This window comes from Mesorhizobium silamurunense, assembly GCF_014843905.1.
GTDB lineage: Bacteria > Pseudomonadota > Alphaproteobacteria > Rhizobiales > Rhizobiaceae > Mesorhizobium > Mesorhizobium silamurunense.
Genome location: NZ_LPVS01000079.1, coordinates 22,864 through 46,652 on the forward strand (window position 1 = coordinate 22,864; position 23,789 = coordinate 46,652).

24 protein-coding genes are annotated in these 23,789 nt (G+C 64.6%); 20 read left to right on the forward strand and 4 right to left on the reverse strand.

Annotation, left to right across the window (positions count from 1 at the left end):
- The first annotated feature begins 80 nt into the window (after window positions 1–80).
- The 3 genes from AU465_RS22460 (at window position 81) to AU465_RS22470 (ending at window position 3,685) form a co-directional block, all read left to right on the forward strand.
- Window positions 81–1,634 (forward strand): sugar ABC transporter ATP-binding protein, encoded by a 1,554-nt coding sequence (locus AU465_RS22460; RefSeq protein WP_192253142.1) that lies wholly within the window; start codon window positions 81–83, stop codon window positions 1,632–1,634.
- Window positions 1,631–2,596, forward strand: a complete 966-nt coding sequence (locus AU465_RS22465; protein ID WP_192253145.1) for an ABC transporter permease — start codon at window positions 1,631–1,633, stop codon at window positions 2,594–2,596. Before AU465_RS22460 ends, AU465_RS22465 begins: the two co-directional genes overlap by 4 nt.
- Before the next feature lie 72 nt (window positions 2,597–2,668).
- On the forward strand, window positions 2,669–3,685 hold the full coding sequence (locus AU465_RS22470; protein WP_192253148.1) for a zinc-binding alcohol dehydrogenase family protein: 1,017 nt from the start codon (window positions 2,669–2,671) through the stop codon (window positions 3,683–3,685).
- 7 nt (window positions 3,686–3,692) lie between these two features.
- Here the strand turns inward: AU465_RS22470 and phnF are convergent, their stop codons facing one another.
- A complete protein-coding gene (gene phnF / locus AU465_RS22475; protein ID WP_192253151.1) occupies window positions 3,693–4,439 on the reverse strand; it encodes a phosphonate metabolism transcriptional regulator PhnF in 747 nt (248 codons plus the stop codon).
- Between the two features lie 137 nt (window positions 4,440–4,576).
- Between phnF and phnG the strand changes: the two genes are divergently transcribed.
- The 12 genes from phnG to phnE (AU465_RS22535) all read left to right on the forward strand — a co-directional run bounded on the left by phnG (window position 4,577) and on the right by phnE (AU465_RS22535) (window position 15,579).
- Window positions 4,577–5,038: a phosphonate C-P lyase system protein PhnG gene (gene phnG, locus AU465_RS22480; RefSeq protein ID WP_192253154.1), complete on the forward strand. Its 462-nt coding sequence runs from the start codon at window positions 4,577–4,579 to the stop codon at window positions 5,036–5,038.
- Window positions 5,038–5,649, forward strand: coding sequence for a phosphonate C-P lyase system protein PhnH (gene phnH, locus AU465_RS22485; protein WP_192253158.1), 612 nt, complete (start codon window positions 5,038–5,040; stop codon window positions 5,647–5,649). The genes phnG and phnH overlap by 1 nt, the downstream gene beginning before the upstream one ends.
- A 1-nt stretch (window position 5,650) precedes the next feature.
- Window positions 5,651–6,763 carry a carbon-phosphorus lyase complex subunit gene (locus tag AU465_RS22490; RefSeq protein ID WP_192253162.1) on the forward strand — a complete coding sequence of 371 codons (1,113 nt, stop codon included), beginning with the start codon at window positions 5,651–5,653 and terminating at the stop codon, window positions 6,761–6,763.
- Between the two features lie 251 nt (window positions 6,764–7,014).
- The gene (locus AU465_RS22495; RefSeq protein ID WP_281396858.1) at window positions 7,015–7,980 is read left to right on the forward strand and encodes an alpha-D-ribose 1-methylphosphonate 5-phosphate C-P-lyase PhnJ; all 966 of its coding nucleotides are present in this window, start codon (window positions 7,015–7,017) and stop codon (window positions 7,978–7,980) included.
- The gene (phnK, locus tag AU465_RS22500) at window positions 7,977–8,753 is read left to right on the forward strand and encodes a phosphonate C-P lyase system protein PhnK (RefSeq protein ID WP_192253165.1); all 777 of its coding nucleotides are present in this window, start codon (window positions 7,977–7,979) and stop codon (window positions 8,751–8,753) included. The genes AU465_RS22495 and phnK overlap by 4 nt, the downstream gene beginning before the upstream one ends.
- Before the next feature lie 205 nt (window positions 8,754–8,958).
- Window positions 8,959–9,666, forward strand: coding sequence for a phosphonate C-P lyase system protein PhnL (gene phnL / locus AU465_RS22505; protein WP_192253168.1), 708 nt, complete (start codon window positions 8,959–8,961; stop codon window positions 9,664–9,666).
- The gene (locus tag AU465_RS22510) at window positions 9,663–10,280 is read left to right on the forward strand and encodes a DapH/DapD/GlmU-related protein (RefSeq protein ID WP_192253171.1); all 618 of its coding nucleotides are present in this window, start codon (window positions 9,663–9,665) and stop codon (window positions 10,278–10,280) included. Before phnL ends, AU465_RS22510 begins: the two co-directional genes overlap by 4 nt.
- A 128-nt stretch (window positions 10,281–10,408) precedes the next feature.
- Window positions 10,409–11,119 (forward strand): DUF1868 domain-containing protein, encoded by a 711-nt coding sequence (locus tag AU465_RS22515; protein WP_192253174.1) that lies wholly within the window; start codon window positions 10,409–10,411, stop codon window positions 11,117–11,119.
- Between the two features lie 170 nt (window positions 11,120–11,289).
- A complete protein-coding gene (gene phnC / locus AU465_RS22520) occupies window positions 11,290–12,147 on the forward strand; it encodes a phosphonate ABC transporter ATP-binding protein (RefSeq protein ID WP_192253177.1) in 858 nt (285 codons plus the stop codon).
- A gap of 143 nt (window positions 12,148–12,290) precedes the next feature.
- A complete protein-coding gene (gene phnD / locus AU465_RS22525) occupies window positions 12,291–13,199 on the forward strand; it encodes a phosphonate ABC transporter substrate-binding protein (protein ID WP_192253179.1) in 909 nt (302 codons plus the stop codon).
- Window positions 13,200–13,256: 57 nt separating this feature from the next.
- On the forward strand, window positions 13,257–14,213 hold the full coding sequence (gene phnE, locus AU465_RS22530; protein ID WP_192253182.1) for a phosphonate ABC transporter, permease protein PhnE: 957 nt from the start codon (window positions 13,257–13,259) through the stop codon (window positions 14,211–14,213).
- Window positions 14,214–14,220: 7 nt separating this feature from the next.
- On the forward strand, window positions 14,221–15,579 hold the full coding sequence (gene phnE / locus AU465_RS22535; RefSeq protein ID WP_246506325.1) for a phosphonate ABC transporter, permease protein PhnE: 1,359 nt from the start codon (window positions 14,221–14,223) through the stop codon (window positions 15,577–15,579).
- Window positions 15,580–15,813: 234 nt separating this feature from the next.
- On the opposite strand, the gene AU465_RS22540 is transcribed toward phnE (AU465_RS22535), so the two are convergent.
- The 3 genes from AU465_RS22540 to AU465_RS22550 form a co-directional block, all read right to left on the reverse strand.
- Entirely contained in the window at window positions 15,814–16,665 is an 852-nt protein-coding gene (locus AU465_RS22540; RefSeq protein ID WP_192253188.1) for a sugar phosphate isomerase/epimerase family protein, read from the reverse strand.
- 72 nt (window positions 16,666–16,737) lie between these two features.
- Complete coding sequence (locus AU465_RS22545) at window positions 16,738–17,925, reverse strand: Gfo/Idh/MocA family protein (protein ID WP_192253191.1); 1,188 nt, start codon at window positions 17,923–17,925, stop codon at window positions 16,738–16,740.
- A gap of 155 nt (window positions 17,926–18,080) precedes the next feature.
- Window positions 18,081–19,136 (reverse strand): sugar phosphate isomerase/epimerase family protein, encoded by a 1,056-nt coding sequence (locus tag AU465_RS22550; protein WP_192253194.1) that lies wholly within the window; start codon window positions 19,134–19,136, stop codon window positions 18,081–18,083.
- A gap of 400 nt (window positions 19,137–19,536) precedes the next feature.
- Between AU465_RS22550 and AU465_RS22555 the strand changes: the two genes are divergently transcribed.
- The 5 genes from AU465_RS22555 to AU465_RS22575 are packed head-to-tail and all read left to right on the forward strand — an operon-like array spanning window position 19,537 to window position 23,789.
- On the forward strand, window positions 19,537–20,424 hold the full coding sequence (locus AU465_RS22555; RefSeq protein ID WP_127425135.1) for a sugar phosphate isomerase/epimerase family protein: 888 nt from the start codon (window positions 19,537–19,539) through the stop codon (window positions 20,422–20,424).
- Window positions 20,425–20,479: 55 nt separating this feature from the next.
- Window positions 20,480–21,649, forward strand: coding sequence for a mandelate racemase/muconate lactonizing enzyme family protein (locus tag AU465_RS22560; protein ID WP_192253197.1), 1,170 nt, complete (start codon window positions 20,480–20,482; stop codon window positions 21,647–21,649).
- A gap of 2 nt (window positions 21,650–21,651) precedes the next feature.
- A complete protein-coding gene (locus AU465_RS22565; RefSeq protein WP_192253200.1) occupies window positions 21,652–22,368 on the forward strand; it encodes a FadR/GntR family transcriptional regulator in 717 nt (238 codons plus the stop codon).
- A 5-nt stretch (window positions 22,369–22,373) separates the two neighbouring features.
- Window positions 22,374–23,351: a hydroxyacid dehydrogenase gene (locus AU465_RS22570; protein WP_192253202.1), complete on the forward strand. Its 978-nt coding sequence runs from the start codon at window positions 22,374–22,376 to the stop codon at window positions 23,349–23,351.
- Between the two features lie 51 nt (window positions 23,352–23,402).
- Window positions 23,403–23,789 (forward strand): hypothetical protein, encoded by a 387-nt coding sequence (locus AU465_RS22575; protein WP_192253205.1) that lies wholly within the window; start codon window positions 23,403–23,405, stop codon window positions 23,787–23,789.

The following is a 23,789-nucleotide window of genomic DNA, read 5'->3' on the forward strand; positions in this document are numbered from 1 at the left end:
GCTTTAGGCTTCGCCTTCAAGATGCACGCCAGACGCATCGCCGCGTACCCAACGGTTGAGATCAATCTGGGAGGACTGTCATGACGTCGACGGCGCAGGAACTGCACCCCGCACCCACGCTGGAGCCCGGCAGGACGATCCTGGAACTCAATGGGCTCGAAAAGCGCTATCCCGGCACGCATGCGCTGAAACCGGTGAACCTTGCCTTCAAGGCAGCCGAGATCCACGCCATCGTCGGCGAGAACGGCGCCGGCAAATCGACGCTCATCAAGTTGCTCACCGGCGTCATGCCGCGCACCTCCGGCGAGGTCATCTGGGAAGGCAAGCCCGAGGCGCTCGCCACGCCCCACGAGGCGATGGCGCTCGGCATCAATGCCGTCCACCAGGAGGTCGTGCTGTGCCGCCACCTCACCGTCGCCGCCAACATGTTCCTCGGCGAGGAGAATTCCCGCTTCGGCCTGTTGCAGCAGCGCGCGATGGTGAAAGAGGCGCAGAAGATCATCGACGGCCTCGGCTTCGACCTGCCGGCGCATGTCATGCTCGGCGACCTCACCATCGGCCAGCAGCAGCTGATCGCCGCCGCCCGCGCCACCGTGCGCGGCACAAAATTCCTGATCTTCGACGAGCCGACCGCCTATCTCACCCGCAAGGAAGCCGACCAGCTCTTCAAGCTGATCCGCCGGCTGAAGGGCGAAGGCGTCACTATCATCTATATCAGCCATCGCATGGAGGAAGTGTTCGAGCTCGCAGACCGCGTCTCAGTGCTGCGCGACGGCACCCTTGTCGGCACCCGCAACATCGCCGAGACCAGCGAGCCGGAATTGGTCAAGCTGATGATCAACCGCTCGATCGAACAGATCTACCACAAGGAGCATTTCACGCCGGGAACGACGATCGTCGAGACAAGGAACCTTTCCGGCAGGGGTTTCGAAAACGTCTCGGTGACCGTCCGCGCCGGCGAGATCGTCGGCCTCTACGGCCTGATCGGCGCCGGCCGCAGCGAGTTCGTCACCACGCTCTATGGCCGCCACAGGAAGTCGGCCGGCCAGATCCTGTGGCAAGGCAAGGAGGTGCAGGTCAACTCCGAGCACGATGCGATCCGGCTCGGCATGGCGCTGGCGCCGGAAAGCCGCCGTGACCAGGGCCTTTGCCTCAACCTGCCGGTCGGCATGAACCTCAACCTGCCGATCTACAAGCGCATCTCGAACAATCTTCTGATCTCCAATGCGAAGGAGAAGGCCGAGGCCGACCGCCAGATCGCCGACCTGCGCATTAAGACGCCGACGCGCAATGCGCTCGCCTCCAGCCTCTCGGGCGGCAACCAGCAGAAGATCGTCATCGGCAAGTGGCTGGCGCACGGCGCCAAGCTGTTCATCTTCGACGAGCCGACGGTCGGCGTCGATGTCGGCACCAAGGCCGAGATCTATCGCCTGTTCTCGACGCTTCTGTCCAAGGGCGCCGGCATCATCCTGATCTCGTCCTATCTGCCCGAGGTCTATGAGCTGGCCGACACGCTGCACGTGTTCCGGCGCGGCAAGCTGGTCGCCACGCATGGTTTCCGCACCGCAAGCCACGAGGACATTTTGGGTCAGGCACTGGCCGAGAAACAAGAAAAATCGGGAGGACAAAAATGACCACCGAGGCGATCGCCGCCGAAAAACCCAAGCGCAATTTCAATGCCCTGTTCGGGCTGACGCTGCTTGGCCTGTTGCTGCTGATGTGGGTCGTGCTGGCTGTCGCCACGCCTTCCTTCGCCACGGCGCTCAACATCACCAACCTTTTGCGCCAGGGTTCGCTGATCGCCATCCTCGCGGTCGGCCAGACCTTCGTCATCATCACCGGCGGCATCGACCTCTCGGTTGGCGCCGTCGTCGGCTTCACCACCGTCATTGTTGCGCTGTTGATCAATGCCGGCTGGCCGATCTGGGCGGCCGTGCTGATCACCTTGCTGGCCGGCGTCGCCATCGGCCTGTTCCATGGCTTCGGCATCGTCAAGATGGGTCTGCCGCCCTTCATCATCACGCTGGCCACCATGACCTCGCTGCGCGGCATCGGCTTGCTGATGACCAACGGCAACTCGATCTCGATCAACAGCGATCCGTTCCAGGCCTTCTCGCGCGGCTCGCTGCTCGGCATCCCCTATCTCTTCTGGATGGTGATTCTGGTCGCCATACCGTCCTATGTCTTCCTGCATCACACGCGCTGGGGCCGCTATCTGTTCTCGGTCGGCTCCAATGCGGAGGCCGCGCGCCTGTCGGGCGTCAACGTCCCGCGCACCATCTTCATGGCCTATATCCTGTCCGGCCTGCTCGCCGCTTTCGTCGGCGTGCTGCTCGCATCGCGCATCGGCATCGGCAACCCGACGCAGGGCGACACCTATGAACTGCAGGCCATCGCCTCGTCGGTAATCGGCGGCACCTCGCTGTTCGGCGCCATAGGCTCGGTGCACGGCCCGCTGATCGGCTCCTTCATCCTTTCGACGATCAACAACGGCGCCAACCTGCTCAACGTCAACACCTTCTGGCAGCGCGTCATCACCGGCCTGCTGATCATCGTCATCGTTTATTTCGACGGCCTGCGCCGTCGCGGCAAGTGAACCATCTTTGAAACATGAGCGCCGGCCCGGCTCAGCCACCGGCCGGCGGTCTAGCAAATACTGGATTTGCGCATGAAAGCCGTCGTCTGCCGCTCGCCCGGCGATCTTGTTCTCGAGCACCGCCCGGCGCCGGGGACGCCGCCTGCCGGCTGGGCGCGGGTGGCGGTCAGCCATGTCGGCATCTGCGGCACCGACTACCACATCTTCGAAGGCAAGCACCCTTTCCTCGCCTATCCGCGCATCATGGGCCATGAGGTCTCGGGCACGGTCGTGGAGAGAGGTGAAGGCGTCGTCCTCGCCGTCGGCGAACCTGTGATCATCAATCCCTATCTCGCCTGCGGCAAGTGCATCGCCTGCCGGCACGGCAAGCCGAATTGCTGCGTCAGCATCGAGGTGCTGGGCGTGCATCGCGACGGCGCCATGTGCGACGAGGTCCTGGTGCCGGCGCAAAACCTTTACCCGGCAAACGGCCTCTCGCTGGCCGATGCGGCGGCGGTCGAATTCCTGGCGATCGGCGCGCACGCCGTGCGGCGGTCGCTTGGCGCGCCCGGCCAGCGCACGCTGGTCATCGGCGCCGGTCCGATCGGCCTCGGCACGGCGCTGTTTGCACGCATCGCCGGGCTCGACGTCGGCCTGCTCGACATGAGCACCGAGCGGCTCCGTTTCGCCGAAAGCGAGCTGGGTTTTGCCGCGCTCGACGGCTCGAAAGCGCCGGCGGCCGAACCGGTGCGGCAGGCGACCGGCGGCGAAGGCTTCGACATCGTGTTCGACGCCACCGGCAACACGCAGTCGGTGCAATCGGCCTTCGCCCATGTCGCGCATGGCGGCACACTGGTGCTGGTCAGCGTCGTCAAGGACGACATCACCTTCTCCGACCCCGAATTCCACAAGCGTGAGATGACCCTGGTCGGCAGCCGCAATGCGCTCCGTGCCGATTTCGACCACGTCGCCGCCTCGATCCGGAACGGCGCCGTGCCGCTGGCGAAGCTCGTCACGCATCGCACGACGCTTGGCGAAACACCACGTGATCTTGCGCGATGGGCGCATGAGAAATCCGGGCTGATCAAGGCCGTCATCGAGGTCGGGTGAGACGCGACTAATCGTTGACCGACAGCTTGAGCTCCACCCTCTCCGCCGGGAAACGCGACTCGGCGAACTGGATCGGCTGGCCGTCGAGCGTGACGTTCACGGCAACGGTGACCAGCACGATGGCGCCGGGCTGGAGGTCGAGATCGGCAAGGTCGTCCGCATCGGCGTGACGCGCCGACAGCACCGTTGAGTGCCTCAGATAATCGTTGATGGCGAAGCGCTTGAGCGAGGCGGTGATCGATCCCGTCTCAGCCATCGTCGTCTCGATGCCGGCAAAGCGCTTGGCGTCGAACCATGTCGTCGCCCGCGACACCGGATGCCCGTCGGCCTCGCCGCGCGTTTCCAGACGGATCACGGCGGATCCTCTGGCAATGCCGAGCGCCTCGGCGATGCGCCGGTTGGCCGGCTCCGTCGATGACGAAAGCAAGGCGATATGGCGTTCGGTCGTCTGGCCCTGAAGCCCTGTCGAAAAGCGCGTGCGCGCGCCGATCGGATAGGACAGACGCTTGCGCGACAAGACGAAGGTGCCGCGCCCCTGCTCGGCCCTCAGCACGCCTTCCTGCACCAGCGCGGCAATGGCGTTGCGCACCGTGTGGCGGTTGACGCCGTAGCGCTCTGCCAGCGCAACCTCAGGCGGCAGCGCCGCATTCTCCACGAAATCGCCATTCGCGATTCCCTGCAGGATCCTGTCGGCGATCTGCCGCCACAGCGATACGCCGTTGCGCCTCTCGATGCTGCTCGCCAGCCCGATCATCTCCCCACCCCAACGTCTTCCCGCTAACTTTTGCGCCTCTTGTCATCCACCCGTCATGGACTCCCGCTAACTGGTGAGTATAATTTGTATAGTTGTCTATATCAATAGACAAATTATCTATGCGAGGAGCGAAAGCGATGCGAGGACAGGAAGCGCGCGAGCAGGCCGAGCGGAAGGCTGTGATGGCGACGCTGGCGCACGCAGCGCCCGATGAGATCGCGCGGCTTTGGAGCGGCTCCGGCCTGCCCTCGGAAGCCGAACTGCTGCGCGGCCCGGCAACCGGATTGGTGACGGTGCGCGGGCGGATCGGCGGCGGCGGCGCACCCTTCGATGTCGGCGAGGCGACCGTCACCCGCGCCACGGTGCGGCTGCCGTCCGGACAGGTCGGCCATTCCTATGCGCTCGGCCGCGACAAGAAGAAGGCGAAGCTCGCGGCGATCGCCGACGCGCTCTGGCAGGACTCGGCCCATCGCGAAGCGGTCGAGACCAAGCTCGTCGTGCCGTTGCGCGCTGCACTCGAGGCGGCGCGCGAGACGCGGCGCGGCGAGACGGCGGCCACGAAAGTGGATTTCTTCACCATGGTGCGCGGAGAGGACTGATGGATATCGCCACGCAATCGATCGAGGGCGGCTTCGCCGATCCCGTCTTCAACGCCCAGGCCGTATTCCGCGCCATCATGGATGCCATGGCGCGCCCGGGCAGCGTCCAGGCGCTGTCTTCGCTCGCCCATCCGCCGGCGCCGCTGTCGGCGACTGCCGGCGCCGTGGTGCTGGCGCTCTGCGACAACGACACGCCGATCTGGCTCGACCCGCGGCTGCAGGCCGAAGCTTCCGTAAAGGCCTGGCTCGGTTTTCACACCGGCGCGCCCTTGGCCAACACGCCCCCCGACGCGCATTTCGCGTTTGTCGCCAACCCGGCGGAGATGGCGGCGCTCGACGGCTTTTCGCAAGGCACGCAAGAATATCCCGACCGCTCAACGACGCTGATCCTTTTGGTCGACGATCTCGCCTCCGGTCCGTCGCTGCTGCTCGAAGGACCCGGCATCGAGAAGACATCGATGATCGCGCCGACAGGCATGCCGCGCCATTTCGTCGAGCAGTGGAAGCAGAACAACCAGCGTTTCCCGCGCGGCGTCGACATCATCCTGGCGGCACCCGGCCACCTCGCCTGCTTGCCGCGCACCACCCTCATCAAGACGATGGAGGCATGACATGTATGTCGCGGTGAAAGGCGGCGAAGCCGCAATTGCCAACGCCCATCGCCTGCTGGCTGACCGCCGCCGCGGCGACCGCTCGGTGCCGGCGCTGCGCCTCGACCAGATCGTCGAGCAGTTGGCGCTCGGCGTCGACCGGGTGATGAGCGAAGGCTCGCTCTATGACCGCGAGCTCGCGGCTTTGGCCGTCGTCCAGGCGCGCGGCGACATGATCGAAGCGATCTTCCTGGTGCGCGCCTACCGCACCACGTTGCCGCGCTTTGGCTATACCAGCCCAGTCGACACCGGCGCCATGCAGATCGAGCGGCGCGTGTCGGCGACCTACAAGGACCTGCCCGGCGGCCAGGTGCTCGGCCCGACCTTCGACTATACCCACCGGCTGCTCGATCCGGAGCTTGCCGCCGGCGCCGATGTCGAGGCGCCCGCGCAACGCGAAGCCGGAGCGGAGGCCATGCCGCGCGTCTCCTCGATCCTCGCCCACGAAGGCCTGATCGAAGCCGATGGCGACATGCCGCTGGACCATGTGCCCGGCGACATCACCCGCGAGCCGCTGCAGTTCCCGATGGCGCGCGACATCCGCCTGCAGGCGCTGTCGCGCGGCGACGAAGGCTTCCTGCTCGCGCTCGGCTATTCGACGCAGCGCGGCTATGCCCGCAACCACCCCTTCGTCGGCGAAGTGCGCATCGGCGAGGTCGAGCTGGAACTCGACGTGCCGGAACTGCCTTTCGCCGTGCCGCTGGGATCCATCCGCGTCACCGAGTGCCAGATGGTCAACCAGTTCAGGGGCTCGGCCAAGGCGCCGCCGCAATTCACCCGCGGCTACGGTCTGGTCTTCGGGCAGAGCGAGCGCAAGGCGATGGCCATGGCGCTGTGCGACCGGGCGCTGCGCGCGAGCGAGCTTGGCGAGGATGTGATTGCCGCCGCGCAGGACGAGGAGTTCGTCATCTCGCACTCCGACAATGTCCATGCGACCGGCTTCGTCGAGCATTTGAAGCTGCCGCACTATGTCGACTTCCAGGCCGAGCTCGACCTGGTCCGCCGCATGCGCGCCGAATACGAGGCGCGGGAAAATGAGGACAAGGTGGAAGAGAAGAGGGAGGCCGCGGAATGATACTAGAAGCCGCCTGCGTGACCGCCGCCATCTGGCGAACTGGCACTGCTTCCTGCGTAGCCGCTGGCTCCGCTAACGGTCTCGCCCTGCGGGGCATCCTTTGGCGCAGGAAGAAACATCCTGCGAAGCGCAAACGCGGCAACGCCGGCGAAGACCAGCAACAGCACTCCGAGATGCATCCATCCGGTAGAGCTCATTTGGCCCTGCCTCCCTGGACGCCAATTCGATAGCATGAAGCGGACGTGATCGCCATGACCGACATCGCCACCTACAACTTCGCCTATCTCGATGAACAGACCAAGCGGATGATCCGCCGCGCCATCCTCAAGGGCATCGCCATTCCCGGCTACCAGGTGCCCTTCGCCTCGCGCGAGATGCCGATGCCCTATGGCTGGGGCACCGGCGGCGTACAGGTCACCGCCTCGATCATCGGCCCGGATGATGTGCTGAAGGTCATCGATCAGGGCGCCGACGACACCACCAACGCGGTCTCGATCCGCGCCTTCTTCAAAAAGGTCGCCAATGTCGCCGTCACCACCGAGACCGCGACGGCGACGATCATCCAGACCCGCCACCGCATCCCCGAGCATCCGCTCACCGCAGGCCAGGTGCTGGTCTTCCAGGTGCCGATCCCCGAGCCGCTGCGCTTCCTCGAGCCGCGCGAGACCGAGACGCGCAAGATGCATGCGCTGGAGGAATACGGCCTCATGCATGTGAAGCTTTACGAGGACATCGCCAAGCACGGCCGCATCGCCACCACCTACGCCTATCCGGTCAAGGTCGAGGGCCGCTATGTGATGGATCCGTCGCCGACGCCGAAATTCGACAATCCGAAGATGCATCGTTCGCCGGCTTTGCAGCTCTTCGGCGCCGGCCGCGAGAAGCGCATCTATGCGGTGCCGCCCTTCACCGATGTCGTCAGCCTCGATTTCGAGGACCATCCCTTCGAGGTGCAGACCTTCGACCAACCCTGCGCGTTGTGCGGCGCCGAGAATGTCTATCTCGACGAGGTCATCCTCGACGACCATGGCGGCCACATGTTCGTCTGCTCGGACACCGACCACTGCGAGAAACGGCGCAGCGACCCTACCTCCCCCTTGTGGGGAGGTCGCGCCGAAGGCGCGGGTGGGAGTGACCTGGCGACAACCCTTGCAACCCCCAGCTCGGCGCTACGCGCCGACCCTCCCCGCATGGGGGAGGGTAAGGAGGCCGAATGACCGACGAACCGCTGCTGCGCGTCTCGGCGCTTTCCAAATTCTACGGCTCGCGGGTCGGCTGCGAGAACATCAGCTTCGATCTTTGGCCGGGCGAGGTGCTGGCTGTCGTCGGCGAGTCCGGCTCCGGCAAGACGACGCTGCTCAACTGCCTGTCGACCAGGCTGCTGCCCTCTTCCGGCACCGCCAGCTATCGCATGCGTGACGACCAGTGGCGCGAACTCTACCGCATGAGCGAGGCCGAGCGCCGCTTCCTCATGCGCACCGACTGGGGCTTCGTCCATCAAAACCCGGCCGACGGGCTGCGCATGACGGTGTCGGCCGGCGCCAATGTCGGCGAAAGGCTGATGGCGGTCGGCGACCGCCACTACGGCAGGATCCGCGCCACCGCCGTCGACTGGCTGTCGCGCGTCGAAATCGACGAGGATCGCATCGACGATGAGCCGCGCGCCTTTTCCGGCGGCATGCGCCAGCGCCTGCAGATCGCCCGCAACCTGGTGACCGGGCCACGCCTGGTGTTCATGGACGAGCCGACCGGCGGCCTCGACGTCTCGGTGCAGGCGCGCCTGCTCGACCTGTTGCGCGGGCTCGTCACCGATCTCGGCCTCGCGGCAATCGTCGTCACCCATGACCTTGCCGTGGCGCGGCTTTTGTCGCAGCGCATGATGGTGATGAAGGACGGCCGCGTCGTCGAAAGCGGCCTCACCGACCGCGTGCTCGACGACCCCCGCGCGCCATACACGCAGTTGCTGGTTTCCTCGATACTACAGGTTTGATGATGGCGCTTGTTCACCCCCCTCTGGCCTGCCGGCCATCTCCCCCTCAAGGGGGGAGATCGGCAGCTTTCATGCCCCGCTCATTCTGCAACGCGGGAGAGTGGCGAAACCGAACGCGGCAGCCGATCTCCCCCCTTGAGGGGGAGATGCCTGGCAAGGCAGAGGGGGGTGCTGTCCCGCCAACGAACGACAGGAGACCCCTCTAATGCCAACGCCTCTCGTCGTTTCCGAGGTCGCGAAAAGCTTCACCATGCATCTGCGCGATGGCGTCAGGCTGCCGGTGGTGGCGGGCGTCTCCTTTTCGATCCGAGCCGGTGAATGCGCGGTGCTTGGCGGCCCGTCAGGCGCGGGAAAAAGCTCGATCCTGAAGATGCTCTACGGCAACTACGCCGTCGACGAAGGCCAGATCATCGTCCAGCACGAGGGTGGCCTGATCGACCTTGCCTCGGCCAGTCCGCGCACGGTGCTCTCCGTGCGCCGCCATACCATCGGCTATGTCAGCCAGTTCCTGCGCACCGTGCCGCGCGTTTCGGCGCTGGACGTCGTTGCCGAACCGCTGGTCGAGCGCGGCGAGGACAGGGAAGGCGCGCGGGAGAAAGCACGCACCCTGCTCGCGCAGCTCAACCTGCCGGAAAAGCTCTGGGCGCTGCCGCCGGCGACCTTCTCCGGCGGCGAGCAGCAGCGCGTCAACATCGCGCGCGGCTTCATCACCGAGCATCCGATCCTTTTGCTCGACGAGCCGACCGCTTCGCTTGACGCCAGGAACCGCGATGTCGTGGTCGAGCTCATCGCCGCCAAGAAGGCGGCGGGCGTCGCCCTGCTCGGCATCTTCCATGACCAGGACGTGCGCGACGCGGTGGCCGACCGCATCATCGACGTCACCGCCTTTGCCGCAGGCAGGATCGCCGCATGACAAGGAAATTGTCCGAGACGCCGCTGGTGCACGAGACGGCGCAGGTCGAGAACTCGAAGCTCGGCCGCTGGACCGAGATCGCCGAGCGCAGCCGGGTCTCGGAAAGCGAGCTTGGCGACTATTCCTACATGATGCAGGACTGCGCCGTCTGGTGCGCGACCATTCGGAAGTTTTCCAACATCGCGGCCGCCGTGCGCATCAACGCCACCAACCACCCGACCTGGCGGCCGACGCTGCACCACTTCACCTATCGCGCCTCGGACTATTGGGACGACGCCGAGCATGAGAGCGAATTCTTCGCAGAGCGGCGCGCCAAGCGCGTCATCATCGGCCACGACACCTGGCTCGGCCACGGCTCGACCATCCTGCCCGGCGTGACGGTCGGCGACGGGGCGGCGGTCGGCGCGGGTGCGGTGGTTTCGAAGGATGTCGCGCCCTACACCATCGTCCCCGGCGTGCCGGCAAAACCGATCCGCGAGCGTTTCGACCGCCGCACCGCCGAGCGCTACCAGGCGCTCGCCTGGTGGGATTGGGACCATGCCCGGCTGCGTTCAGCGCTCGACGATTTCCGCGAGCTCTCGGCCGAGGCTTTCTTGGAGAAGTATGGCGGCTGATTCTGGTGAATGGTGAATGGTCAATAGTGAATGGCGGACAACGCGGATCGGGCTAGGAAGCCCCATTCACCATTCACACCCTTGACACATGACTCGGACAGGACGCCATCTCCCCAAGGAGATCGCTCATGCTCGCCACAGTCAGACCTTCGCTCGCCTCCTTCTTCGAAGGCACCAATCCGGCGCCGCCGGTGCATCTCGGCACCCGCTACGACAGGTCGGGCAACTTCCTCCTCGAGCCCGGCAACACGGTAGTCAGCCACCTCGTCCAGGGCTCTCCTTCCGAAGCCGCTGTCATCGAGGTGCGCGACCGCATGCGCGCCATGCCGGACGCCGACCGCCTCGCCTTCACGCCGATCTCCAGCCTGCACATGACCGTGTTCCAGGGCATCATCGAATACCGCCGCCGGCTCCCCTACTGGCCCGCCGATGTGCCGCTCGACGCCAGCGTCGACGACATGGCGCGTCTCTATCTCGAGCGCCTGCGGGGCTTTGAAGGCAACGGCGCCTTCAAGATAAAGACCATCGGCGTCACGCCGAACGGCCTGACAGTAGCCGGCGCCACGGACGAGGACCGGCTTATCCTCAAAGCCTGGCGCGATGCGCTGTCGGTGCCGTTCGGCTACCGCCATCCCGACCACGACGTGTATGTCTTCCACATCACTTTCGCCTACCAGATCCGCCGCCTCGCCGACGAACGCGCGGCCGCCTGGCAGGATATGTTCGACGATTGCCTGTCGTTCCTCGAACGCGAGGCTCCGGTGATCGAATTGCGCCCGCCGGCCTTTTGCAGCTTCAAGGATATGAAGCATTTCGAGGAATTGTTGGTCCTTGGCTAGCCTATGCATGTCGCCCAAAAGTGCACAGCGGTTTTGGGACAACGACATGCATAAACAAGGATGGCCTGTGGGCGGTAACAAAACTGACATCAATCCGACACCCCAGCTTCATGGGGCTGCGCTAGCGAAGGTTAACGGACCTTCAAACCGCGACGGACTGGAGTCTTGCCATGTCAGCATCATCGGCCACGCTGGAAATCCGCGGCGTAACCCGACGATTTGGCAAGAACACCGCTGTCAGCGATATCAGCGTCTCGATCCCGCAGGGCCAGATGGTCGGCATCATCGGCCGCTCCGGCGCCGGCAAGTCGACGCTTCTGCGCATGATCAACCGTCTTATCGATCCCAGCCAAGGATCGATTTTTTTTGACGGCGCCGAGGTTTCCAGCCTGCAGGGCTCGCCGCTGCGCCGCTGGCAGCGCGACTGCGCCATGATCTTCCAGCAGTTCAACCTGGTGCCGCGCCTCGACGTGCTGACCAACGTCCTGCTCGGCCGCCTCAACCACCGCTCCACCTTCTCCAATCTGCTCGGCATGTTCTCGCGCACCGAATGCGCCGAGGCGGTGGCCGCGCTCGAGCGCCTCGACATCGCCCGCACCGCGCTGCAGCCGGCCGGCACGCTGTCCGGCGGCCAGCAGCAGCGCGTGGCGATCGCACGCGCCATGATGCAGCAGCCGAAGGTGCTGCTGGCCGACGAGCCGATCGCCTCCCTAGACCCGCTCAACGCCAAGGTGGTGATGGATTCCCTGCGCGACATCAATCTGCGCGAAGGCATCACCGTCGTCACCAATTTGCACACGCTGGACACCGCCCGCGCCTATTGCAACCGCATCATCGGCATGGCCGCCGGCAAGGTCGTCTTCGACGGCGCGCCCGAGGATCTCGACCGCGACGCCGTGCGCACCGTCTATGGCGCCGACGCCAACGGCGTCGAGATCACCGAGGCCATCACGTCGACCAGCGTCAGCATCAAGCCGAAGCTCACCGCATCCGCCGGACCGCTCGAACCGGCCTTCCCTGGCTACTGAATCCATCACCCCGGGACCGAAATGGTCCCGGGCAAATCGGGGACTTCGATAAGAGCAACCCGGATCGCCCGCCCGCGTCAAAGGCTGAATTCAAAATTCGAACGCTGCCGGCGCGAAGCCGGCAAAACAGGAGAGAGGTCCAAATGTTCAGGAAAATGGTTTTTGGCGCCGTATCGCTGCTCGCCATGGCGACAAGTGCTGCTCACGCCGCCGACATCAAGGAATTCCGCGTAGGCATCCTCGGCGGCGAGAACGAAACCGACCGTCTGCGCAACTACCAGTGCCTTGCCGACCACCTGAAGGCCGAATTCGGCTTCGAGAAGGTGTCGCTGTTCCCGGCCGCCGACTATGACGGCGTCATCCAGGGCCTGCTCGGCGGCACGCTCGACTTCGCCGAGCTCGGCGCGTCCGGCTACGCCAGCGTCTATCTCAAGGACCCGAACGCCGTCACCCCGATCCTCACCACCAAGCAGACCGACGGCTCGACCGGCTACTATTCGATCGGCCTGGCGCTGAAGACTTCCGGCATCACCGACATCAAGTCGGCCAAGGGCAAGAAGCTCGGCTATGCCGATCCGGATTCGACCTCGGGCTATCTGATCCCGCTGACCCAGATTCCGAAGGACACCGGCGCCTCCAACGAGACCTACTTCGCCTCGACCCAGTTCAATGGCGGCCATGAGAACAACATCCTCGCCGTCCGCGACGGCAAGGTCGACGTGGCGGTGGACGATTCCTCCGGCATCGGCGACTTCAAGAACGGCTACACCTCCGGCACCTTCCACAAGGAAGTCGCCAAGGGCGCCGTCGATCCGAACGACTTCGTCGAAGTCTGGCGCTCGGGCCTGATCCCGAACGGTCCGCTGGTCGTACGCACCGCGCTCGGCACTGAGCTGACCGCCAAGCTGACCGACTTCTTCACCGCACTGCCGGCCAAGGACAAGCCCTGCTTCGAGGGCGTCGAAGGCGGCGACTTCACCGGCTATGTCCCGGTCAAGCCGGACTTCTACAACGTCATCGTCGAAGCCCGCAAAGCCGCGATCGGCGGCTGACGGCATCAGGAAAAGAGGGCGGCGCTGCAAAACGCCGCCCTTTTTGCATTCCCGATCATGACAGCCTCAGCGACAATCCATTCCGAAGCGACAAGGCAGCAGGCCGACGCCTGGCGGCGCCAGACCTCGCTTCGCCGCTTCTACACCGCGCTCGGCGTCGGCCTGCTGCTGGTTGCCATGTGCGCGACCATGTGGTTTGCCGACGAAGCCAATGCCGGCCATTTCTTCGAGCGGCTGCCGCATATACTCGATTTCCTGAGCTGGCTGATCCCGAAGGACTGGAACGACGTCTGGCGGGCCCTGTTCGACATCGCCTCGCCGCATGACAAGGGCACGCAGGAATTCAACTTCCCGCTCGGTCGCGTCTATGTCTGGGGCGGCTTCTACATCCCCGAATATTTCGAGCTGATGCTGACCACCGTCAACGTAGCGCTGGTCTCGACCTTCATCGGCTTCGTCTTTGCCGTGCCTTTCTCCTTCATCGCCGCGCGCAACCTGACGCCGAGCCCGATCCTGCGGCTCGTCGTCAAGCGCTTCATGGAATTGCTGCGCGCCTTCCCCGAGATCGTCATTGCCGGCCTGTTCGCGGCCATCGTCTCGATCGGCCCGGTCGCGGCCATCATCGCCATCGGCCTGCATTCGATCGGCGCGCTGGGCAAGCTGTTCTACGAGATCAACGAGAACATCGACATGCGCCCGGAAGAGGGGCTGCGCGCGGTCGGCGCCAACTGGATCGAGCGCGTGCGCTTCGCCGACCTGCCGCAGGTGCTGCCCAACTTCATGTCCTATACGTTGCTCAGGATCGAGATCAACGTGCGCATTTCGACCATCATGGGCGCGGTCGGCGGCGGTGGCATCGGCGAAGAGTTGAAGCTTTCCATCTCGCGCGGCTTCGGCGCCAAGACGCTGGCCCTGGTCCTGCTTCTCTTCGTCACCATCTTCCTCGTCGACCAGTTCTCCGCCTGGCTGCGCCGCAAGCTCGTCGGCGAGCAGGCATTTCTGATGAGCGCTTGATATGGGCATGACAGCCGAAGACATCGGCGCGATCGAGGAACGCCACCCGCAGATATTCCAGCGGCCGGCCTACAAGCGCTTCTGGCCGCTGGTCCTGATCGCGGGCACGGTACTCTACCTCGCCTATGCCTTGTGGTTCTTCAGCCTTCCTCAGGTGTTGAAGGAATCGCATTGGGAGCGCCTGCCGCTCTTCCTGTCGCAATGGATCAGCTACGACCTGCAGCCGGAATTCCGGCTCGACCAGCCTCAGATCACGCCGAAATATCCGCGCTTCTCGGCGCTTGGCGAGAACCCCAATCCGGACTGGGTCATCAGGAATCCCGACGGCACCTTCACCGTGCAGATCGACGGCGAGGCCAAGTCCATCACCTTCGACAAGACAAGGGCGACGATTGTCGCCAATGGCCAGACGGTGCTTGTTTCGCTCACCGACGGTAAGCCCGAAGTGTCCGGCCCGGTGCCGAACTGGGTGACCGTGCATGACGACGAGGTCGTCGCCAAGATGGGCTTCGTCGGCGAGGTGCGCGTCACCGTCGATCGCGTCAAGGTGCGCAAGCGCTTCCTCGGCTGGGCGAATTTCGTCTTCGACACCCGCTCGCCCTTCTTCGGCAAATCGGCCGGCGAGGTATTCTCGCTGATCGTCTCTGGCCCTGAACTTCAGTCGGGAACGTCGAATCTCGCTTTAGCCGCCGACAACATCTGGAACAACGCCCAGTGGCAGCATGGCGACGTCTGGACGAAGCTTTTGCAGACCATCGTCATGGCCTTCCTCGGCACGCTGCTCGGCGGCATCGTCGCCTTCCCGCTTGCCTTCTTCGCCGCTCGCAACATCACGCCGAGTGGCCTGCTCAGCCAGGTGCTGAAACGCTTCTTCGACTTCATGCGTTCGGTCGACATGTTGATCTGGGCGCTGTTCTTCACCCGCGCCTTCGGCCCCGGCCCGCTCGCGGGGAGTGCCGCGATCTTCTTCACCGAGATCGGCACGCTCGGCAAAACCTATTCCGAGGCGCTGGAGAACATCGACGACAAGCCGCGCGAAGGCGTGGCCTCGACCGGCGCCAACGGCCTGCTTGTGCAGCGTTACGGGGTATTGCCGGAAGTGGTGCCGATCTTCATCAGCCAGACGCTCTACCAGTGGGAATCGAATACCCGCGGCGCCACCATCATCGGCGCTGTCGGCGCCGGCGGCATCGGCCTGAAATTATGGGAAGCCATGCGCACCAATTCGAATTGGGCGAATGTCTTCTACATGGTGCTGCTGACGCTGTTCGTCGTCTTCGTCTTCGACAACATCTCGAACTTCCTGCGCCGCAGGCTGAGCCGCACGCTGCATGACTACAATCGGCTGCAGGCTGCGCAGGGTTAGTCAACCGACATTACGATCGGCAGCGACTCAGCGCGCCTTCGTCATCCTATGGCGAAGCAAGGAGCGAAGCGAAGCGACGCGGCGCAGACCATAGGATCCATGCCACGACTTCGACGCGTTGCGGCGGTGCAGAAATTCTGCTCCGCTGCGCTCTTCATCGAGGTCACAGCATGGATCCTCGGGTCTCCGCGTCCGCTTCGCTCCCGCTTCGCCCGTGGATGACGAAAAGAGAGCTTACGCCGCCTTCCTCCACCCATCCCTGATATGCCGATACCCGTCGCGATAAACCGCCTCCGGGCTCTCGGCAAAGTCGCGCCACACCTTGGTGGCCGCTGCCAGATCTTTGAGCGAGCGGCCGAAGGACTCGATGGTCAGCCAGTCGTCATAGCCGCTCTTGCGGATGGCCGAAAACGTCTCCTTCCACGGGATGTTGCCGCGCCCCGGCACGCCGCGGTCGTTCTCCGAAATATGGATATGGACGACATTTCGGCGGTTGCGGGTATAGGCGCCGATCGGATCGGCCTCCTCGATATTGGCATGGAAAGTGTCGTACATCGCCTTGATGTGCGGCCGGTCGATCGCATCGATATGCTCCGACAGATCGTCCATCGTGTTGACCAGATAGCATTCGAAGCGATTGAGCGCCTCGAGGCCGATAATGACGCCCTTCCTGCCGGCGTGGTCGCCGATGGCGCGCTGCGAGGCGACCGAGCGCTTCTTCTCCGCCGCCGTCGGCCCGCTGCCGGAAAAGGCGCCGAGCGTCGAATGCAGCGGCCCGCTCAGCCTGTTCGCGCCAAGGGCGGCGCTACAGTCGATCGCCCATTTCATGTAGTCGATGCCGGCCTTGCGTGTCGCCGCATCCGGCGAAATCAGGTTCATCGCCGGATCGCCCATGGCCGAAACCGCGGTGCGCCCCAGGCCGATACGGTCGAGCATCTCGCCGAGCTTCTTGTAGTCGTCGGGCACGCCCGCGAAGACCGGGATTTCGACGCCGTTGAAGCCGGTCGCCTTGATGTCCTTCAGCAGCGCCTCGTGCTTCTTCGAGACGCTCGTCGTCCACAAGAACATGCACATGCCGATTTTCATCGACATTCCTCCCCGTTCGACGGCCAGCTGAACGCCGGTTCTTTCACTCCCCCTCATCCGGCCGCTTCGCGACTACAATTTAGTCCACGCCCCGTTCTTCTTCGACGACTTCACGCAGGCCTCGATGAAGGCCATGCCTTCGACGCCGTCCGCAATCGTCGGGAAGACGACATCCCTAGCCAGCTTGCCGCCCTTCTTGCGCGCCGCCCGGATCGCTCGCGCGGCTTCCTGGTAGATGTTGGCAAAACCTTCGAGATAGCCCTCTGGATGGCCGGAGGGAACGCGCGTCACACGTCCGGCAACCGGCAGCGCGCCGGCGCCAGCGCGGGTGAGCAGCTGCTTGGGCTGCCCGAACGGCGTGTACCAGAGATAGTTCGGATCGGCCTGCACCCATTCAAGCCCGCCCTTGGAACCATAGATGCGCAGCTTCAGCCCGTTTTCATGGCCGGGTGCCACTTGGCTCGCCCAGATCATGCCCTTGGCCGGATGCTTGTTGCCGACCGGCTTGAAGCGCAACATGACGTTGACATTGTCGTCGAGCTGGCGGCCCGGCACGAAGGCGTCGAGGTCGGCCGAAAGCGAATCGAGTTCCAGCCCTGAGACGAAGCGGGCGAGGTTGTAGGCGTGCGTGCCGATGTCGCCCAGCGCGCCGCCGGCGCCGGCCTGCTTCGGGTCGGAGCGCCACGACGCCTGCTTCTGGCCGGTGGCGGCCAGATCTTCCGTCAGCCAGTCCTGCGGATATTCCGACTGCACGATGCGGATGTCGCCCAGCATGCCCTTGGCCACCATCTCGCGCGCCTGCCGCACCATGGGATAGGCCGTATAGTTGTGGGTGAGCACGAACACCTTGCCGGCCTTCTCGACCAGTGCGGCAAGCTTTTTCGCCTCGGCGAGCGAAGTCGCGAGCGGCTTGTCGCAGATGACGTGGATGCCGGCCTCGAGGAAGGCCTTGGCCGCCGGCACATGCACGTTGTTGGGCGTGACGATCGCCACCGCCTCGATGCCGTCCGGGCGCTTCGCCTCGGCCTTCGCCATCTCCGCATAGGAGCCGTAGCTGCGCGCCGGATCGAGCCCGAGTTCGGCGGCCGAAGCTTTTGCCCGTTCCGGATTCGACGACAGCGCTCCGGCCACCAGCACGAAGTCATTGTCCATGCGCGCCGCGATCCTGTGCACCGCGCCGATGAAGGCGCCCTGCCCGCCGCCGACCATGCCGTAGCGGATCGGGCCGCCTCCCGTTTCCGACTTCGATGCGCCGACCATTTTTTGTCTCCCTTGTCTGAGATACCCCTCCCCCTCGAGGGGAGGGTGGCCCGAAGGCCGGGAGGGGTCGGTTCATGCCGAGCTCTACGCCCGGCGACCCCACCCCGATCCGCTTCTGCGGATCGACCCTCCCTCAAGGGGGAGGGAAAGCGATACTAGATCCCCATCATCGCGCGCAGCAGCTTCTTGTCGCTGGTACCGCCGGCGAAATCGTCGAATGCCTTCTCGGTAACCCGGATGATGTGATGCTGGATGAAGGGTGCGCCTTCGGCGGCGCCGTCCTCGGGATGCTTAAGGCAGCATTCCCATTCCAGCACCGCCCAGGAATCGTAATTATACTGGGTGAGCTTGGAGAAGATGCCGCTGAAATCCACCTGACCGTCGCCCAGCGAACGGAAGCGTCCGGCGCGGTTCACCCAGCCCTGATAGCCGGAATAGACGCCCTGCCGTCCCGTCGGGTTGAACTCGGCGTCCTTGACGTGGAATGCCTTGATCCGCTCGTGGTAGATGTCGATGAACTCGAGATAGTCGAGCTGCTGCAGCAGGAAATGCGACGGATCGTAGTTGATGTTGCAGCGCTTGTGGCCGCCGACCGCGTCGAGGAACATCTCGAAGGTCGCGCCGTCGAACATATCCTCGCCCGGATGGATCTCGTAGCCGACATCGACGCCGTTCTCGTCATAGACGTCGAGGATCGGCTTCCAGCGCTTGCCGAGCTCGGCGAAGGCCTCCTCGATCAGCCCCGGCGGCCGCTGCGGCCACGGATAGAGGTAGGGAAAGGCGAGCGCGCCGCTGAAGGTGACCGACGCCTTGAGGCCGAGATTCTTCGACGCCTTGGCGCCGAACTCCATCTGCTCGACGGCCCATTTCTGCCTGGCTTTCGGATTGTTGTGCACCTCCGCCGGGGCGAAACCGTCGAACTGCGCGTCATAGGCCGGATGCACTGCGACCAGCTGGCCTTGCAGATGCGTCGACAGCTCGGTGATCTCGACGCCCGCGTCGGCGCATATGCCCTTCACCTCGTCGCAATAGGCTTTCGACGACGCCGCCTTCTTGAGGTCGAACATGCGGCCGTCCCAGGTCGGGATCTGCACGCCTTTGTAGCCGAGGCTGGCCGCCCATTTGGTGATCGAGGCCAGCGAATTGAATGGCGCGGCGTCGCCCGCGAACTGCGCCAGAAACAGGCCGGGACCCTTCATCGTCGTCGGCATCGGCATCCTCCCTCTCTCATTTTCACGAACCAAGCATAGCGCCGATTGAAGCAAGGGCTAGCCTGTTCGATCGTTCGTATCGGCGCCGGGATACGGCGTCATTCTGGTATTACCAAATTGGGCCGTTTGGTCAAGCGGCCAGAAACGGCGGGAAAGCGATCAGCACGGTCGCCGAAGGAGAATTTAATCCATTAGAATCAACATATTGCTTAATGAGTAAGGCCCAATATGCGGTCTCTTGCCGTTCAAGCGAATTTGCTGTAGAGGTCTTGTTGGACCCAATTGGTCGAACCAGTTTCGAGAAAAATCGCTGGAACGCCGTGGGGAGGAGATCATGCGGCGGGCTCACTGGAGAACGCCGCGGGAAAACGTGACAGGCGCATTCTGGGAAGGATAGACCATGCATCTTTCGACGCACAACTGGATGCGGGCGGAGCCGCTGGAGGTGACGCTCAAGCGCATCAAGAAACTCGGCTATGAGTCGATCGAGATTTCAGGCGAGCCCGAGCAGTACAAGACCAAGGAAACGCGCGCGCTCTTGAAGGAGCACGGCATTCGCTGCTGGGGTTCGGTGACGCTGATGCTGGGCGAACGCAACCTTGCCGCCAAGAACCAGGGCCAGCGCGAACGTTCGGTGCAATACGTCAAGGACGTGCTGACCATGGTGAGCGAGCTTGACGGCGAGATCATCACGCTCGTTCCCGCCACCGTCGGCAAGGTGGTGCCCGACGGCACCGAAGCGGAAGAGTGGGGCTGGGTGGTGGACGCCACGCGCGAATGCTTCGCCCATGCCAAGAAGGTCGGCGTCAAGATAGCTGTCGAGCCGCTCAACCGCTTCGAGACGTATCTCTTCAACCGCGGCGCCCAGGCGCTCGCGCTTGCCGACGCGGTGAGCCCCGAATGCGGCGTCTGCCTCGACGCCTATCACATCCACATGGAGGAATTTAACGTCTATGACGCCATCCGTCAGGTGGGAAAGCGCCTCTTCGACTTCCACGTCGCCGACAACAACCGCTTCGCCGCCGGCCTCGGCCAGATCGATTGGCCGAAGATCGTCGGCACGCTGAAGGAGATCGGCTACGACGGCGCGCTGACCAACGAGTTCGTCGCGCCCGTCGATCGCACGCCGGCGGCGCCCTACCCGGAGATGGTGGAGCGCAACCCGGTCGACATCTCGCCAGAGCAGCTCAAATTCATCCAGGACCACGGCTCCAGCCTGCTCACCGAGAAATTCTACACCGACCAGATGCGCATCACCGCCGAAACGCTGCTGCCGCTGATCAAGTAGCCCGATCGAAGCTTAGCCCTTCCGCCCTCGCCGGGCGGCGGGGCCGGGGATGAAGATGCGTATCAAAAGCGTCCAGGCCTGGTGGGTCCGCATACCGATCGAAGTCGCGAAGCAGCATCGCAGCGATTTCGGTCAGGTGACGACGTTCGACGCCGCGATTTTGCGCATTGAAACGGATGACGGCCTGGTCGGCTGGGGCGAGGGCAAGAATGCTGCCGGCAGCGCCGGCAGTTACGGCGCGCTGGTCCACATGCTGAACCACGAGATTGCGCCGCAGCTCATCGGCCGCGATCCGGCCGATATCGGCATCATCTGGGAGATGCTCTACAACGGCGTGCGCCACAACACGGCAGCCCATGCCGGGCATGCCATGCCGCAGCTGGCGCGGCGCGGCATGAGCGTGGCGGCGATCAGCGCCGTCGACATCGCGCTCTGGGACATCCTCGGCAAGTCGCTGGGACAGCCGGTCTGGCGGCTGCTCGGCGGCCGCAAGGTCGAGCGCATGCAGGCCTATGCGTCCGGCGGCTGGGCGTCGGCCGATGCCATCGGCGAGCAGCTCAAATCCTACATCGCCAAGGGCGGCTTCAAGGCCGTGAAGATGCGCGTCGGCGCGATGGACGGCGCCCCGCATATCTCGGCCACGCGCGTGCGCGCCGCCAGGGAAGTGATCGGCCCCGACGTCGATCTGATGGTCGACGCGCACGGCACCTACACCGTCGCCGAGGCAAAGCGCTTCATCAGCCTCACCGCCGACCTCGACCTCGCCTGGTTCGAGGAGCCGGTGATCGCCGACGACAAGCCCGGCATGGCCGAGGTGCGCGCGTCGGGCTCGACGCCGATCGCCACCGGCGAGAGCGAGGCGACGCGCTATGCCTTCCGCGATCTGGCGGTGCTGAAATCGGCCGACATCTTCCAGCCGGATCCCGCCTTCTGCGGCGGCATCAGCGAGGCGATGAAGATCGGCACCATCGCCAGCGCCTTCAACCTGCGCTTCGCGCCGCATCTGTGGGCCGGCGCGCCCTGCTTCTTCGCCGGCTTGCATGTCTGCGCGGCCTCGCCCGCGAGCTTCACCGTCGAATATTCGCTGGGCGCCAATCCGATGATCCACGATCTCGTCGAGGAGACTGTCGAAGCAAAGGACGGTATGATAGCGATCCCCGAAAAGCCCGGATTGGGATTCACTATTTCGGAGCGTTTCCTGGAGGCGCACGCGCAACGCATTTGACGATGAAAGAAAAGAACCTTCTCGCGGAACTCGCCGCCTATCTGTTCTCCAACTCGGACAAGGAGTCGGGCCGCACGCCGTCGGAGCGCGAACTGGCGGAACATTTCGGCGTCAGCCGCGGTCAGATACGCGAGGCGCTGGCGATCCTGGAAGCCATGCGCATCGTCGAGCGCCGCGCCAAGTCCGGCATCTATATCGACACCAAGCAGGCAAGCGTCGAGGCGCTGGCGCTCTTCGCGCGCGCCGGCCTGCCGCTCGATCCGGTGCAGATCTACGAGACCGTCGAATTGCGCAAGATTCACGAGATCAAGGCGGCCGAGCTTGCCTGCTCGCGCGCCACCGAGGAGAATTTCGAGCGGCTGCGCGAGATCCTGAAGGCCTCCGAGGAGCGCATCGCCGCCGGCGAAGGCCTCGCCAAGGAGGACCGCGAGTTCCACCTCGAGATCGTGCGGGCGACCAAGAACGGCGTCTTCCACAACATCTGCAGCGTCTACTACCTGATGGGCGAGCAGCGCCTGCCGATCTATTTCAACGATCCCGAGCGCAGCGTGCGCTCGCATGCCGAGCACATCCAGATCTACGAGGCGCTGCTGCGTCGCGACGGCAATCTCGCCCAGGCGCTGATGAGCGCGCACCTGCAGGGCGCGGAGAGCTACTGGAAGGGGATCATCGAAGGTCGCTGGACGGAGCCGAAAAGCACGGCGCTCGAAAAGGCCTGAGCTTTATGCGCAAGATCCTGTCGACGCACCCGCTGCACCCACGCGCCACGGCTATGCTGGCGGGCGCCGGCAGGCTTGCAATCGCCCGCGCCCTCGACGCCAGGACGCTGACCGCGGAAGCCAGGGACGCCGACATCGTCATCGTGCGCGCGCCGCTGCCGCCGGAGCTCTTCGATGGCGCCAACAATTTGCGCGCCGCGATCCGACACGGCGCGGGATTGGACATGATCCCGGTCGAGGCGGCCACCGCCGCCGGCGTGCTGGTGGCGAATGTGCCGGCGGTCAACGCCCGCTCGGTCGCCGAGCACGTGATGTTTGTAGCGCTTGCGCTCCTTCGCCGCTTCCGCGTCATGGACCGAGACCTGCGCGCCAAGGGCTGGCTTGCCGGGCGCGAGCATGCCAATTCGACCAACGAGCTCGCCGGCAAGACGATCGGCATTGTCGGCCTCGGCGCGGTCGGCCAGGCCGTCGGCCATATCGCCGCGCACGGCTTCGACCTCAATGTGGTGGCGACCACGCGCAGCTTGCGCCCGGCGCCCGAGCGCGTCGGCTTCCTGTCGATCGACGCGCTGGTCGAGCAGAGCGACATCATCGTGCTCTGCTGCCCGCTGACCGAGGAAACGCGCGGCCTAATCAGCCGCGAGCGCATCGCTCGCATGAAGCCCAACGCGCTGCTGATCAATGTCTCGCGCGGACCCGTGGTCGACGACGAGGCGCTGATCGAAGCTCTGCGAAAAGACCGCATCGGCGGCGCGGCGCTCGACGTCTTTGCGACCCAGCCGCTGCCACCGAACCATCCCTATTTCGGTTTCGACAACGTCATCGTCACCCCGCATATGGCCGGCATCACCGAGGAATCCATGATGCGCATGGGTGTGGGTGCGGCCGGCGAGGCCTTGCTGGTGCTTGCCGACAAGCTGCCGGTCAACCTGCGCAATCCGGAAGTGATCGAGCGCTACCGCCGGCGCTTTCCGGCGGACTGACGCTTCGCCGCCCGCCTCAATTTTCCCGGATTTGACGACGACCTTCCTGCGATGACCAAGAGTGTCGCTCGAGCCCTTCTGATCGCTGGCTTCTGCCTGGCTGGGGCCGAGGCCCGCGCCGACGGACAGGGCAGCTACGTGCCTTGCGACAACGGCCTGCGCTGCGTGATGGCGCCCTGCCCTTCGAACAGCGCGCTCGACCTCGCCTCCGGCAAGATCATCAAGGGCGTCTTGGTTGACATCGATGGCCTGCCGCAACATGACAAGGCGCTCGACCTCGCGGACAAGCTCTATGCCGGCAATGTCGTCGTTGCCGGCACGATCGAGAACCGGCCGCATACGTTCAACGGCAAGCAGTACAGCCTGCCGACGCTGGTTGCGTCCGGCATCGAGCGCGCCGCGAAGGACAGCGAGCGCGGCCATTGCTCGGCACATTGA